This window comes from Microbacterium limosum, assembly GCF_036324365.1.
GTDB classification, from domain to species: domain Bacteria; phylum Actinomycetota; class Actinomycetes; order Actinomycetales; family Microbacteriaceae; genus Microbacterium; species Microbacterium limosum.
This window is the reverse complement of the sequence record NZ_CP137080.1, coordinates 1,965,286-1,979,693: the sequence shown is the minus strand read 5'-3', so window position 1 is coordinate 1,979,693 and position 14,408 is coordinate 1,965,286. Positions and strand designations below refer to the sequence as shown.

Here is a 14,408-nt window from a genome sequence, read left to right as displayed (position 1 = left end):
CTCCGACACGGCACCGATAGACTGGGTGAAGGAGTGCCGGGAAGTCTGGTCGGCGGTGGTGCGTCGTGCGCGCCATCTGCGCCCCCGACCGTCACGATGACCCGTGACCCCCGACCGAAAGGACACGTGTGTCCCTGCTTCGCTCCGCCCGCTTCCCGGCGATCATCCTCCTCGTCGCCGCCGCGGCCGCCCTCATCATCGCCAATACGGCGGCGGGTCCCGCCCTCGATGACTTCATGCACGTCTACCTCGGCATCCCCGGCGTCTTCGAACTGAGCATCGCGCACTGGATCAAGGACGGGCTCCTCGCGATCTTCTTCTTCGTCGTGGCGGTCGAGCTGCAGTTCGAACTGACCAACGGCGAGCTGAACTCCGCCCGCAAGGCCCTGCAGCCGGCCATCGCGGCCGCGGGCGGCGTCATCGTGCCGATCGCCGTCTTCCTCGTGTTCGCCGCGGGCAGCCCCGCCGCGGGCGGGTGGCCGATCCCCACGGCGACCGACATCGCCTTCGCCCTCGGCGTGCTGGCGGTCTTCGGTAAGGGGCTGCCCTCCGGCATCCGCATCTTCCTCCTCGCCCTCGCGATCCTCGACGACATCGTCGGCATCATCTTCATCGCGGTCCTGTTCACGACCGACGTCAACATCGGGCTCCTGGCTCTCGCGGCGCTCGCCGTCATCGCGTTCGGAGTCCTCAGCCGGTTCCTCGACTCGCGCGCGAAGGCGGGGGTCGGCGTCCTGCTCGTCGTGCTCGCGGTCATCGCCTGGGCGCTCACCTACCTCTCGGGCGTCCACGCCACGATCGCGGGCGTGGCGCTGGGCCTGGCGATGTACCAGCGACCCGCCCTTCAGGTGCGCCACGCGCTGGAGCCGTGGGTCAACGGACTCGTCCTGCCCCTGTTCGCGTTCTCGGCGGCGCTCGTCGTCATCCCAGCGGTCTCGCCGACCGAGCTGTCGCCCGCCTTCTGGGGCGTCCTGGTCGCCCTCCCGGTCGGCAAGATCATCGGCATCTCCCTCTTCGGGTGGATCGCCCTGCGCATCGGCGCCCGGGGTCGCGCTCCGCACCTCTCGTTCGCCGACCTGCTCGCCGCCGGCGCGCTCGGCGGCATCGGGTTCACCGTTTCGCTGCTGCTGTCCGAGCTCGCCTTCTCCGACCTTCCCGAGATCCGCGATCAGGCGACGCTCGGCGTGCTCGCCGGTTCGGTGATCTCGCTGGTCATCGCCGCGGTGCTCGTGGCGATGCGCGCGCGGCACTTCCGGCGCGTCCGCGACATCGACGCCGACGAGGTCGAGGTGCCCTCGCCGTCCTCGCCCGACCGGGGCCAGCTCGCATGAGCACGCAAGGGGCGGGGGATGCCGCGGCCGCGCGCCGCGCGCGTGCCCTCGCCGAGGCGGCCGAGGCGATGCGCCGCGTTCGCGAGGACTGCGTGTGGTCGCAGCGCATCACGCATGAGGACCTCGTCCCCTATCTCGTTGAGGAGAGCGCCGAGCTGATCGACGCCGTCGAGCGGGGTTCGCGGTCCGAGCTGCGCGAGGAGCTCGGCGACGTGCTCTGGCAGGTGCTGTTCCACGCCGAGATCGCGTCCCGCGATGCCGGAGATCCGTTCGACATCGCCGACGTCGCCGACGGGCTGACGCGCAAGATGGTGCGCCGGCATCCGCACGTCTTCGCCGACGCCCGCGCCGACACGCCCGAGCAGGTGATCGAGCTGTGGAACGCAGCGAAGGCGGCGGAGAAGCGCGACCGTCGCAGCGTGCTCGAGGGCGTCGCCCCCGGCATGCCCGCCCTGGCCCTCGCCCAGAAGGTCCTCGGCAAGGCCGAGGGCGTCGGGGTGCGGGTCGACCCCGCGGCGGATGCCCCGGCCACCGAGGCCGAGCTCGGCGAGGCGCTGCTGGCCCTCGTCGCGGCGGCACGTCGGCAGGGCTGGGATGCGGAGGCGGCCCTGCGCTCGCGGCTGCGCTCCCTCGCGGACGAGGTCCGCGAGGTCGAGACCGACTGACGCGGGCGTCGCCCGCCGCGGATGGGAGGATGGGGGAGTGCCCCCCGTGAATCCGCCGCGCGGCATGCGCGACTTCCTCCCCGCCGACAAGGCCCGCCGCGAGCGCGTCCTCGCGATCATCCGCGACCGCTACCGCGCGCACGGGTTCGACGAGATCGAGACGCCCGTGGTCGAGGACTACGACCGGCTGCACGCGGGCATCGGCGGCGACAACGAGAAGATCTCGTTCAGCGTGCTGCGCCGCGGGCTCGACGCCGACGGCATCCGCGCCGCCGCCGAGGACCCCGCGGCGCTCGCCGATCTCGGCCTGCGCTACGACCTCACGGTGCCCCTCGCGCGCTTCTATGCGAGTCACCGCGGCGAGCTGCCCGGCGTGTTCCGCGCGATCCAGATCGCTCCGGTGTGGCGCGCCGAGCGGCCTCAGAAGGGTCGCTACCGCCAGTTCGTGCAGTGCGACATCGACATCATCGGGGATGCCTCGGCGCGCGCGGAGGCGGAGCTGATCGCGGCGACGCTCGACACGCTCGCGGCCCTGGGGCTCGAGGGCGCCACGGTGCGCATCAACGACCGGCGCGCACTGGATGCCATGCTCGGCGCCTTCGGGTTCACGCCCGAGGAGCGTCCCGGCGTGCTGATCACGATCGACAAGCTCGACAAGGTGGGGCCCGAGGGCGTCGCGGCGGAGCTGCGCGAGCGCGGTGTGAGCGCGTCGGCCGTCGACGCGTTCGCGGCGTTCCTGCGCCGTCCGCGCGCCGCGGCGGGTCCCTTCGGAGAGGAGCACATCCGGCGGGAGCTGCCCGAGGGGATTGCGGACGACGTGGTCGCGCACCTCGTGGCGCTCGGCATCGCCGTCGCCGAGGCGCGCTCGCTCGGCGACGAGGGCGCCGTGCCGCTCGTCTTCGATCCGTTCCTCGTGCGCGGGATGGGCTACTACACCGGCACCATCTTCGAGCTGGCGCACCCCTCCGTCGCCTATTCGCTCGGCGGCGGCGGCCGGTACGACGGCATGATCGGGCGGTTCCTCGGCACCGACGTCCCCGCCGTCGGGTTCTCGATCGGCTTCGAGCGCATCGTCGACCTCGTCGAGGCGGGGGAGGATGCCGCGGTGCCCGCCGTCGTGCTCGTCCACGACCGCGACGTGCCGCTTCCGCAGCTGCTCGGCCTCAAGGCCGCTCTCGTGGCCGAGGGGGCCAGGGTGCGGCTCGAGCAGCGGACGAAGAACCTGCGGGCGCTCCTGGAGCGCGCGGCCGCCGACGGATACGCGTCGTTCGCGACGGTCTCGACCGCGACCACGCGAGAGACGCTCGAGCTCAAGCCGCTGGGCTGACGCGCCGCCCGGGGCCTGTGGCCGCGGCATCCGCGCTCGCTAGACTGGCCCGCGGATCGACGACGCTCCCATCCACCTTCAGTCCACGACCAAGGAGCAACCAACGTGGCACTCATCGAGGCAGTAGGCGCCCGCGAGATTCTCGACTCGCGCGGAAACCCGACGGTGGAAGTGGAGGTGCTCCTCGACGACGGCATCGTCCAGCGCGCCGCCGTCCCCTCGGGCGCATCGACCGGCGCGTTCGAGGCGTACGAGCTGCGCGACGGCGACAAGAAGCGCTACGGCGGCAAGGGCGTGCAGAAGGCCGTCGCGGCCGTCATCGACGAGCTCGGCCCCGCGATCGAGGGCATCGACGCCAGCGAGCAGCGCGTCATCGACGAGATCCTCATCGCCACAGACGGCACGGAGAACAAGCAGCGCGCGGGAGCGAACGCCATCCTCGGCGTGAGTCTGGCCGTGGCCAAGGCCGCCGCCGACTCGGCCGACCTGCCCCTGTTCCGCTACCTCGGCGGCCCGAACGCCCACCTGCTGCCCGTCCCGCTGTTCAACGTCATCAACGGCGGCGAGCACGCTGACAACGGCATCGACTTCCAGGAGTACTTCCTCGCGCCGATCGGCGCCGACACGTACGCGGAGTCGCTGCGCTGGGGCACCGAGGTGTACCACGTGCTCAAGGGCGAGCTGAAGGCCGCGGGATTCTCCACCGGCCTCGGCGACGAGGGCGGCTTCGCCCCCGACCTGCCGAGCAACCGCGAGGGCCTGGACTTCCTCATGAAGGCGATCGAGAAGGCGGGCTTCACTCCCGGTCAGGACATCGCGGTCGGGCTCGACGTCGCGGCGACCGAGTTCTTCTCGGACGGCGTGTACACCGTCGAGGGCAAGGCATGGTCGGCCGACCAGCTCACGGACTACTTCGCCGACCTCGTCGCGAACTACCCGATCGTCACGATCGAGGACGCCCTCGCCGAAGACGACTGGGACGCGTGGAAGTCGCTCACCGACGCGATCGGCTCGAAGGTGCAGCTGGTCGGGGACGACCTGTTCGTCACCAACCCCGATCGTCTGCAGCGCGGCCTCGACCTGGGCGTCGCCAACGCCCTGCTGGTCAAGGTCAACCAGATCGGCACCCTCTCCGAGACGCTCGACGCGATCGCCCTCGCCACGCAGAACGGCTATCGCTCGATGCTGTCGCACCGCTCCGGCGAGACCGAGGACACCACGATCGCCGACCTCGCCGTGGCGACCAACGCGGGTCAGATCAAGACCGGCGCGCCCGCACGCAGCGAGCGCGTCGCGAAATACAATCAGCTTCTGCGCATCGAGGAGGAGCTGGGCGAGGCCGCGGAGTTCGCCGGTCGCCGCGCCTTCCCGCGCTACAAGGGCTGAGCACCGCACACACGGAACCGGAGGGGGGAGTCATGGCGAAACGGCCGGCTCCCCCCTCCGGGCTTTTCGGGGGACCCGTCCCGGGAGCAGCGCCGCGCACACCGGATGCCGCCGGCCCCGCCGGTGCGCCCCGGGCGGCACGTCGCCGCGGCGCACGCCGGGACGAGGGCCGGGCGCCTCGGCGCCAGGTCGACGTGCGCGGCTGGCTGGGCGGCATCCGGCTGTCGGGCTTCATGGTCGTGATGATGGGGCTCGTCGTCCTCGCCGCCTTCGTCCTCGTGCCCACCGTGGGCACCTTCGTGCAGCAGCGCCAGAACATCGCCGCGCTCGAGGCATCCGTGACGGCGGCCGAGGCCGACGTGGCCGAGCTCGAGGCGCAGCAGGAGCGGTGGGGCGATCCCGCCTACATCACGACGCAGGCGCGGGAGCGGCTGTACTACACGCGCCCGGGGGAGGTCGTCTACCTCGTCCTCAACGATCTCGATGCCTCGCTGCTGCCGGCAGAGGAGACCCCGGTCAGCGCGGAGGTCACCGAAACCCGTACCGACTGGATGACGCAGCTGCTGGGCTCGGTCACGCAGGCGGGGCTGTCGGCGACGGTGCGCCAGACGCATTCGGCTCCCCGCGAGGGCGGCACCCCCGCGGGCTGAGCGGCGCCGGCGTCGGCGCGGGCCGCGTCGGCGTTAGCCTGGAAGGGTGAGCACCCCGCCCTACGATCCGCCGACCGAGGCCGAACTCGCCGTCGTGCGCGCGCAGCTGGGCAGGCCGGCTCGCGGAGTGATCGGCATCGCGGCGCGGTGCGCGTGCGGCAACCCCACCGTCGTGGCGACCGCGCCCCGGCTCCCCGACGGCACGCCGTTCCCCACGTTCTACTACCTCACGCACCCCGGTGCGACGGCGGCGATGAGCGAGCTCGAGGCCACGCACGTCATGGCCCAGCTGCAGGACGATCTCGATGCCGACGACGACATGCGGGCGGCGTACGCCGCCGCCCACCGCGCGTACCTCGACGACCGCGCGCCCTACGGCGACGTGCCCGAGGTCGCCGGGATCTCGGCCGGGGGCATGCCCACCCGGGTGAAGTGCCTGCACGCGCTCGCCGGCCACGCCCTGGCGGCCGGACCGGGGGTCAACCCGATCGGCGACCTCGCCCTGGCCCGCTCGCGGTGGAGCCCCGAGCTCTGCGTGTGCGCCGAGCCCGGACCCCGCGGATGAGGGTCGCGCGCGCGTCGTTCGCCGCCTTGGTGGCCCTGGCGCTCGCCCTCGCACCGGCGGCCCCCGCCGCCGCGACCGCCGCCGCCCTCGTCCCGACGACCGCGGCGCCGGCCTTCCCCGACGATCCCGCGGACCCCATCCGCCAGGCCGAGTACTGGCTCGACTCCCTCGGCATCCGTGCGGCGTGGCAGACGACGCGGGGCGCGGGTCAGACGATCGCGATCATCGACACCGGGATCGGCGCAGGACCGCCCGAGTTCGCCGGCGCCGTCGTGGGCGGAACGGATGTCTCCGGCTCCGGCAGTTCCGACGGCCGCACCCCGGTCGGGGCCGTCGATGCCAACCACGGCTCGTGGGTGGCCTCGCTCGCGGCGGGTCGCGGCACGGGCGACGGCACCGGGATGATCGGAGTGGCCCCCGAGGCGTCCCTGCTCTCGATCTCGCTCGGGTTCGGGCAGGCCGGCCGGGTGCCCTTCGTGGAGCAGGTCGCGACCGCGATCACGTGGGCGGTCGACCAGGGCGCCACGGTCATCAACCTCTCGTTCACGACGAACACCCTCGACTGGGACCCCCTGTGGGACGAGGCCTTCCAGTACGCCTTCGACAACGACGTCGTGATCGTCGTCGCGGCGGGCAACCGGGGCAGCGGCACCACGCTCGTGGGGGCGCCGGCCACGATCCCCGGCGTGCTCACGGTCGGCGGTGTCGACCCGTCCGGTGCCGCGAGCGTCGAGGCATCCACCCAGGGCATCACGATCGGCGTCTCGGCGCCCAGCGAGGAGCTGCTGGGCGTGTCCGCGGACGGCCGCATCGTGCGCTGGAGCGGTACCAGCGGGGCCGCCCCCATCGTCGCCGGGGTCGCCGCCCTCGTGCGCGCCGCGCATCCCCGGCTCGACCTCGCGGGCGTCGTCAATCGCCTCGTCCAGACCGCGACGCCGGCGCCGGCGGCCTCGGCGCGGCCCGATCCGCTCTACGGATACGGGATCGTCAACGCCCAGGCCGCGGTGGAGGCCGAGGTGGCGCCGGTGAGCGCGAACCCCATGGGCGACCTCGCCGAATGGATCCGCCTGTACCGGCGCGCCGACGTCGACCCGCAGCCCGAACAGACGGACGAATCCGCCGCCGAGATCCCGCCGCTGCCCCCCGCCGATCCGCCCAGCGAGCGAGCCTCGGCGCTGCTGCCGTCGGCGGATAGCCTTCGGTACGGCACGCTTCCGCTCGTGGCGGGGACCGTGGCTGGTATCCTGGTCGCGCTCGGCGTCACCGCAGCTGTCCGACGCATCCGATCGGCGCGCACACAGCCGCGCTCGACTCCGTGATCCTCTGAGGAGTTACCCCCCCATCGTGACCAGCTCTGTCAACAGCACTGCCACCAGCGCGCCCGCCGTCCCCAAGATCCTCGTGGTCGGAGGCGGCTACGCCGGCTTCTACACGGCGTGGAAGCTCGAGAAGACGCTCCGCAAGGGCGAGGCCGAGATCACGGTCGTCGACCCGTTGCCCTACATGACCTACCAGCCCTTCCTCCCCGAGGTCGCGGCCGGCTCGATCGAGGCTCGGCACTCCGTCGTCGCCCTCCGTCGCCACCTGAAGCGCTCGACGGTCATCACCGCGAAGGTCACGGGCATCGACCACGCCCACAAGCTCGCCACGATCACGCCGCCCGTGGGCGAGCCGTGGCAGCAGGAGTACGACCAGATCGTCGTGACGGCCGGTGCCGTCTCGCGTACTTTCCCGATCCCCGGCATCGCCGACAACGCGATCGGCCTCAAGTCGATCGAGGAGGCCGTGGCGATCCGCGACCGCCTGATGTCGAACTTCGACAAGGCCGCGTTGCTGCCCCCCGGCCCCGAGCGCGACCGTCTCCTGACGGTCGTGGTGGTCGGCGGCGGATTCGCCGGCATCGAGGTCTTCGCCGAGCTCCGCTCCCTCGCGTCGGCGCTTCTCGGGGCCTACCCCCAGCTGACGTTCGACGACACGCACTTCCACCTCATCGAGGCCATGGGCCGCATCATGCCCGAGGTCTCGCTCGCCACGAGCGAGAAGGTGCTCGCCGAGCTGGCCCAGCGCGGTGCCTTCGTGCACCTCGACACGCAGGTCAAGGGTGCCGTCGACGGCAACGTCGAGCTCTCCACGGGCGACGTCATCCCCACCGACCTCATCATCTGGACGGCGGGCGTCATGGCCAACCCGCAGGTGGTGCGCGGCAGCGACCTCCCGGTCGAGGAGCGGGGACGCATCGTCACCCGTCCCGACCTGCGCGTGGGCACCGACGAGGAGATCGTCGAGGGAGCATGGGCGGCGGGCGACGTCTCGGCCGTGCCCGACCTCACCGGCGGCGGCGTGGGTGGCTTCTGCGTCCCCAACGCGCAGCACGCCGTGCGTCAGGGAAAGCTGCTGGCCAAGAACATCACCGCCGTGCTCCGCGGGGAGGCCCCGCGCGACTACGTGCACAAGAATCTCGGCGCGGTGGCCGGCCTGGGGCTCGGCCGGGGTGCGTTCCAGAAGGGCAAGATCGGCTTCACCGGCCCCCTCGCGTGGCTCGCCCACCGCGGCTACCACGGGCTCGCGATGCCGACGTGGGAGCGCAAGCTGCGCGTGATCGGGGGCTGGTGCAACAACCTGCTGCTCGGCCGCGACCTCGTCAACCTGCAGACGGTGCAGAACCCGCGGTACGTGTTCGAGGAGTTCGCGGCCCGTCCGCGGCCCGCGCAGCCGCCCGTCACGCCGCCCGCCGAGCCGCGCGGTGCGGGCAAGGAGGCCGACAAGCCCGAGGCCGTGGACGCGGCGAAGGCGGCCGCATCCCGCTGAGACGCTCGGCGTCCGGGATACTGGAGCCGTCGCCCCGCGGCGATGCCCCCGTAGCCCAATGGCAGAGGCAGGCGACTTAAAATCGCTTCAGTGTGGGTTCGAGTCCCACCGGGGGTACGCAGGAACCGGCGTCCCCGCCCGTGAGCCGGCCGCCCGCCGCCACTTCGGGCCCGCACGATGAACGCCCCTCGTCCAACGGGCGAGGGGCGTTCATCGTGCGTGGGGGAGCGGCGCGGTGCTCAGTCGGTCGAGCGACCGCGATCGGTCGCTCGCGCGGCCTCGTCGTCGTAGCGGATCTCTCCCTCGACGCCCTCGCCGCGCACCTCCTCGACCCGGGCATCGAGCCCGCGCGCGTCGCGACGGGTCTTGATGAGGCTGGCGGCCGTGGCCACCGCGATCGTCGCACCGATGAACAGGAGCGAGAACCAGATCGGGATCTCCGGCGCCCACTCCACGGCCCGCCCGCCGTTGACGAACGGCAGCTCGTTGACGTGGAGCGCGTGGAAGACGAGCTTTACGCCGATGAAGGCGAGGATGACGGCGAGACCCTGCGCGAGGTACACGAGGCGCTCGAGCAGTCCGCCGATGAGGAAGAACAGCTGACGCAGCCCCATCAGCGCGAAGGCGTTCGCGGTGAAGACGATGTACGCCTCGTTCGTCAGTCCGTAGATGGCGGGGATGGAGTCGACGGCGAAGATGAGGTCGACGAAGCCGATCGCGATGATCGTGAGCATCATCGGGGTGACGAAGAGCACGCCGCCCTCGCGGACCGTCAGGCGGTCGCCGCGGTACTCGTCGGTGACGCGCAGGTGGCGCCTGACGAAGCGCATGAACCGGCCGTCGACGGGGTTGTCCTCGTGGTCGGAGAACGCCTGCCTCCAGGCCAGGAAGAGCAGGAGCGCGCCGAAGAGGTAGAAGATCCAGGAGAAGTTCTCGATGAGCGTCGCGCCGACCGCGATGAACGCGCCGCGCAGGATGAGCGCGATCACGATCCCGATCATCAGCACCTTCTGCTGGTAGGCCTTGGGGACGGCGAAGCCGGCCATGACCAGGAGGAAGACGAACAGGTTGTCGATCGAGAGCGCCTTCTCGGTGAGATAGCCCGCGAAGTACTCGCCGCCGAAGTCCCAGCCCGAGACGACGCCGATGCCCACGCCGAACAGAAGAGCGAGGGCGATGTAGAAGGCCGACCATCGGGCGGACTCGCCGATCGTGGGCTCGTGGGGCTTTCGCACGTGCGCGAAGAACTCGTAGACGAAGAAGGCGATCGTGACGGCGATCGTGATGATCCAGACAAGGGGCGTGACGTTCACGGGTACTCCAAAAGACGATGACGGTTCTCGTCAAGGTCTCTTCCACCCCGGGGGGCCGGCGGGCCGGGACTCGACATCGAGTCCGTAGTGACGGGTCCGCCGCGATCGGGAATACTCCCCTTGCGCCCTCCACTGTAGCCCACCGGGCCGGCGACGCGGAGCGCACGCGGGGATACCCACCGGCGTCCCAGGTCGCGCGGGACCCGCGCGACTACGATGGAGGGGTTTACGTCCGCACGCGCAGGAGACACTCATGTGGGAATGGCTCGTCCCGATTCTGATCGTCGTGGCGCTCGTCGTCATCATCGGCATCTATCTCTGGGCCACCTACAACTCGCTCGTGGCGCTGAGCGCGCGCGTCGACGAGGCATGGAGTGACATCACGGTGCAGCTGAAGAGGCGCGCCGATCTGCTGCCGAGCCTCATCGAGACGGTGAAGGGCTACGCGGCGCACGAACGCGGCGTGTTCGAGAGCGTCACGCAGGCGCGCGCCGAGACGCTCGCGGCCGAGGGCCCCGCGCAGTCGGGCATCGCGGAAGGCCATATGCAGCGCGCGCTGAAGTCGCTGTTCGCCGTCGCGGAGGCGTACCCGCAGCTGCAGGCGAGCCAGAACTACCTCCAGCTGCAGCACGCCGTGGTCGACACCGAGGACAAGGTCCAGGCGTCCCGGCGGTTCTACAACGGCGGGGTCCGCGAGCTCAACACGAAGATCAAGGTCTTCCCCAGCGCCCTTTTCGCGAGGCGGCTCGGCTTCCGCGAGCGCGAGTTCTTCGAGGTCGAGAACGGCGCCGCGATCTCGGAGCCCCCCCGCATCCAGTTCTGAGTCAGAACGGTCGCAGCGCCAGTTCGCCGCCGCCGAGGTCGTAGGAGCCCCGCAGCGTCCAGTCGTCGTCGCGGAAGGTGACCGTGGCCGCCGCGCCCTCGCGCGTGGTGCCGGAGACCGTCACGACGTAGCCGCCGCCGACGGCGGCGAAGAGCCCCGCACCCTCGAACGTCAGCTGCGGCATCCGCTCGACCCGGTAGACGAACCGGTCGGCGGTGGCGAGGTCTGCCGCCCACGGGATGCGCAGCCCGCAGGCCGCGGGAACGGCGTCGGCGGTCGTCGTGCACGAGGCCGTGTACGCGTCGAGGAGCGGCTGCGCCCGAGCGGCCGCGTCGTCCCGCAGGCGGGCGGCGATCTCGACGGCCACGGTCTGCCCGCTGCCGATGGACACGTCCTGCGAGCCCTCCAGCACCTCACCCGGAGCGGGCGAGACGGTGTACCCGGCCGGGAGCAGGCCGACGGAGCCGGCCGGCACGTCGGCGTCCCCGACCCGCAGGGTGTCGCCGAGGGTCGTCGTCACCTCGAGCCGGCCGAGGTTGTCCTCGACCACCCACTCTCCCTCCTCTCGACGGAGGGAGAAGTCGAGGGGCCGCTCGGTGTCTGCGATCCGGCCGGTGGCCTCCACGACCGCGTGATCGCCCTCCGTACGGATGCCGGTGATCTCGGCGTCCTCCACGCGAGAGGTCGCGGCCTCGAACGCGAGCGCGGCGGTGCCGGCGTCGACGGCCTCGAGGTCGCGCAGCGCGTCGAGATCCCCCGCGCCGAGCGCGGCGACGTAGCGGTCGGCGGCGTCGTCGGCGGAGGGTCCTCGGCCGAGGACGACCCACGCGACGACCGCGACGGAGGCGACCAGGACGACCCCGCTCGCGACGATCGCGGCGGCGGCGCCCCGTCTCATGCCGGCACCGTCATGCCGGCATCGTCCTGCCGCGCGCGGCCCTTCGCCCGGGGCGAGCGGGCGCGGCCGGGCTGAGCGTGCGGGGGAGGGTCGGGCTCATCCGCGCCAGCCTAGCGGCGGCGCCGCGCGCCCCGGGCGCGGTGCGGCACCCGGCTCGGCGCTGCTTCTAGACTTGCCGGGTGAGCGAGAGCCCCGATCCTCCCCGCAGACGTCTGGCCGACGTGCTGCGCGAGCGGACGGTGTCCACCGAGACGACCGGCTCCGTGCCGCGCGGACTGCGGATCGCGACGGCCTACGCCTGGCGGTTCCTCGTCATCGCGGGCGCTGCGGCGGTGGCGGTCTGGCTCGTCATCCAGCTGAAGCTCCTCGTCATCCCGCTGCTCGTGGCGATCCTCATCACGGCGCTGCTGTGGCCGGCCTTCACGTGGATGCTGCGGCACCGCTTTCCCCGGTGGCTCGCGATCGTGTTGTCGCTGCTCGGCACCATCACCGTCGTGACGGGGCTGTTCTGGCTCGTGATCTGGCAGGTCTCGCGCCAGTGGGCGAGCGTCCAGGAGCGCACGGCGGACGCCGTCGTGCAGCTGCGGGAGTTCCTGATCGACGGGCCGCTGCACCTCACGGCCACGCAGATCGACGGATGGCTCGTGGAGGGCTGGCAGCTCATCCAGGAGCAGGCGGAGCTGCTCCTCTCGGGCGCGCTTGCGTTCGGCACGACGCTCGGTCACGTCGCGACGGGTGCGCTGCTGGCCCTGTTCATCCTCATCACGACCCTCGCCGACGGCGGCGGGATCTGGCGCTGGACGCTGCGGCTGTTCCCGCGGGCCGCTCGCCCCGCCGTGGACGAAGCCGCGCACGCCGGCTGGGCCACGGTGGTGACCTATGCGCGCACCCAGCTGCTCGTCGCCACGATCGACGCCGTCGGCATCGGGCTCGGCGCGCTGCTGCTCGGCGTGCCCTTGGCGATCCCCATCGCGGTGCTGGTCTTCCTCGGCGCGTTCGTGCCGTTCATCGGCGCGATCGTGACGGGCGCGCTCGCGGTGTTCCTGGCCCTGGTCTACAACGGGCCGTGGATCGCCTTCTGGATGCTCGTCGTGGTCCTCGGCGTGCAGCAGATCGAGAGCCACGTGCTGCAGCCGATCCTGATGGGCTCCGCCGTGAAGGTGCACCCCCTCGCGGTCGTCCTCGTCGTCGCGGGAGGGGCGATGATCGCCGGCATCCCGGGAGCCCTCTTCGCGGTTCCGCTGGCGGCGTTCGTCAATGTCTTCGCGGTCTCCATCGCCCGCAGACGCGTCGGGGTCGACACCTCGCCCGTCTCGGCCGACCTCATCTGGAGCACCGTGCCCCGCAACAGGAAGACCCGCCGATGACCGCGCCAGAGAAACTCCTCACCGACGTACCCACCCTGTCCGAATTCGAGGATGCCGCGCGCAGCCTGCGCGGCGTCATCAGCCACACTCCGCTGGAGCTCTCGCATTCGCTGACGGAGATGCTCGGGGTCCCGGTGCACCTCAAGCTCGAGAACCTGCAGCGGACGGGCTCGTTCAAGATCCGCGGCGCGACCTACCGGCTCTCCCGCCTGACGGAACAGGAGCGCGCGCGGGGCGTCGTCGCGGCCTCGGCCGGCAACCACGCGCAGGGCGTCGCGCTCGCGGCGCAGGAGCTGGGCATCGCCGCCACGATCTTCATGCCGCTGGGCGTGCCCGTGCCCAAACTGCTCGCGACGCGCGGCTACGGCGCCGAGGTCGTGCTCGAGGGCGCCACGGTCGAGACACCCCTGCGCCTCGCGGCCGAGTTCGCCGAGCGCACGGGCGCCGTGCTGATCCACCCCTTCGACCATCGCGACATCGTCGTGGGCCAGGGCACCCTCGGCCTCGAGCTGATGGACGATCTGCCCGAGGTCGAGACCATCATCGTCGGCATCGGCGGCGGCGGGCTGCTCGCGGGCGTCGCGGGGGCCGTGCGTGCGCGGGCGGCCGCGACCGGCCGCGCCGTGCGCATCATCGGGGTGCAGGCGGAGAACGCCGCGGCCTACCCTCCCTCGCTCGAGGCGGGGCATCCGGTGGACGTCCTCACTCGACCCACGATCGCCGACGGCATCCTGGTCTCGCGCCCCGGAGACGTGCCGTTCGGGATCATCCGCGACCTCGTGGACGAGGTGGTCACGGTGAGCGACGACGACATCGCCCGCGCCCTGCTGGTACTCCTCGAGCGGGCCAAGGTCGTCGTGGAGCCCGCCGGTGCCGTGGGGGTCGCCGCGATCCTGGCCGGCAAGGTGTCCGCCACCGGACCGACCATCCCGGTGCTCTCCGGCGGCAACATCGACCCGCTCCTGATGCAGCGGGTGATCGCGCACGGTCTGGCCGCGTCGGGTCGGTACATGACCCTCCGCATCCCGCTGCCGGACCGCCCGGGGCAGCTCTCCCAGGTCTCCGAGCTCGTCGCGCAGGCGGGCGCCAACGTCACCGAGGTGATGCACACCCGCCACGGTCAGGGGCTGCAGATCAGCGAGGTCATCCTCCAGATCAGTGTCGAGACACGCGGCGAGGACCACAAGGCGCTCACGCTCCAGACCCTCGAGAAGGCGGGCTTCCGGCCGGTCGTCGTTCCCGACTGAGCACGCCGTGCGCCCCCCACGCATCCGG

The 14,408-nt window shown here is 71.9% G+C and carries 13 protein-coding genes and 1 tRNA gene; 12 read left to right on the top strand and 2 right to left on the bottom strand.

Annotated elements, in window-relative coordinates:
• Positions 1-128: 128 nt before the first annotated feature.
• The 9 genes from nhaA (at position 129) to RYJ27_RS09510 (ending at position 8,849) form a co-directional block, all read left to right on the top strand.
• Positions 129-1,331, top strand: a complete 1,203-nt coding sequence (nhaA, locus tag RYJ27_RS09550) for a Na+/H+ antiporter NhaA (protein WP_330170084.1) — start codon at positions 129-131, stop codon at positions 1,329-1,331.
• On the top strand, positions 1,328-1,996 hold the full coding sequence (locus RYJ27_RS09545) for a nucleoside triphosphate pyrophosphohydrolase (protein ID WP_330170083.1): 669 nt from the start codon (positions 1,328-1,330) through the stop codon (positions 1,994-1,996). The genes nhaA and RYJ27_RS09545 overlap by 4 nt, the downstream gene beginning before the upstream one ends.
• Before the next feature lie 64 nt (positions 1,997-2,060).
• Complete coding sequence (hisS, locus tag RYJ27_RS09540) at positions 2,061-3,323, top strand: histidine--tRNA ligase (RefSeq protein ID WP_330172044.1); 1,263 nt, start codon at positions 2,061-2,063, stop codon at positions 3,321-3,323.
• A gap of 105 nt (positions 3,324-3,428) precedes the next feature.
• On the top strand, positions 3,429-4,709 hold the full coding sequence (gene eno, locus RYJ27_RS09535; RefSeq protein ID WP_330170082.1) for a phosphopyruvate hydratase: 1,281 nt from the start codon (positions 3,429-3,431) through the stop codon (positions 4,707-4,709).
• Positions 4,710-4,741: 32 nt separating this feature from the next.
• Entirely contained in the window at positions 4,742-5,359 is a 618-nt protein-coding gene (locus RYJ27_RS09530) for an FtsB family cell division protein (RefSeq protein ID WP_330170081.1), read from the top strand.
• Positions 5,360-5,405: 46 nt separating this feature from the next.
• On the top strand, positions 5,406-5,924 hold the full coding sequence (locus RYJ27_RS09525; RefSeq protein WP_330170080.1) for a DUF501 domain-containing protein: 519 nt from the start codon (positions 5,406-5,408) through the stop codon (positions 5,922-5,924).
• On the top strand, positions 5,921-7,243 hold the full coding sequence (locus RYJ27_RS09520; protein ID WP_330170079.1) for a S8 family serine peptidase: 1,323 nt from the start codon (positions 5,921-5,923) through the stop codon (positions 7,241-7,243). Before RYJ27_RS09525 ends, RYJ27_RS09520 begins: the two co-directional genes overlap by 4 nt.
• Before the next feature lie 25 nt (positions 7,244-7,268).
• Entirely contained in the window at positions 7,269-8,732 is a 1,464-nt protein-coding gene (locus RYJ27_RS09515; RefSeq protein ID WP_330170078.1) for an NAD(P)/FAD-dependent oxidoreductase, read from the top strand.
• A 44-nt stretch (positions 8,733-8,776) separates the two neighbouring features.
• Positions 8,777-8,849: transfer RNA gene (locus tag RYJ27_RS09510), tRNA-Leu, on the top strand.
• A gap of 122 nt (positions 8,850-8,971) precedes the next feature.
• On the opposite strand, the gene RYJ27_RS09505 is transcribed toward RYJ27_RS09510, so the two are convergent.
• On the bottom strand, positions 8,972-10,045 hold the full coding sequence (locus RYJ27_RS09505) for a TerC family protein (protein ID WP_330170077.1): 1,074 nt from the start codon (positions 10,043-10,045) through the stop codon (positions 8,972-8,974).
• 253 nt (positions 10,046-10,298) lie between these two features.
• On the opposite strand from RYJ27_RS09505, the gene RYJ27_RS09500 reads away from it, so the two are divergent.
• A complete protein-coding gene (locus RYJ27_RS09500) occupies positions 10,299-10,868 on the top strand; it encodes a LemA family protein (protein ID WP_330170076.1) in 570 nt (189 codons plus the stop codon).
• 1 nt (position 10,869) lies between these two features.
• Here RYJ27_RS09500 and RYJ27_RS09495 read toward each other — a convergent pair whose 3' ends face one another.
• Positions 10,870-11,766 (bottom strand): hypothetical protein, encoded by an 897-nt coding sequence (locus tag RYJ27_RS09495; RefSeq protein WP_330170075.1) that lies wholly within the window; start codon positions 11,764-11,766, stop codon positions 10,870-10,872.
• Between the two features lie 179 nt (positions 11,767-11,945).
• On the opposite strand from RYJ27_RS09495, the gene RYJ27_RS09490 reads away from it, so the two are divergent.
• Together RYJ27_RS09490 and ilvA are read left to right on the top strand one after the other, a co-directional pair.
• Complete coding sequence (locus RYJ27_RS09490; RefSeq protein WP_330170074.1) at positions 11,946-13,133, top strand: AI-2E family transporter; 1,188 nt, start codon at positions 11,946-11,948, stop codon at positions 13,131-13,133.
• Positions 13,130-14,380: a threonine ammonia-lyase gene (gene ilvA / locus RYJ27_RS09485; RefSeq protein WP_330170073.1), complete on the top strand. Its 1,251-nt coding sequence runs from the start codon at positions 13,130-13,132 to the stop codon at positions 14,378-14,380. The genes RYJ27_RS09490 and ilvA overlap by 4 nt, the downstream gene beginning before the upstream one ends.
• Positions 14,381-14,408: the final 28 nt, after the last annotated feature.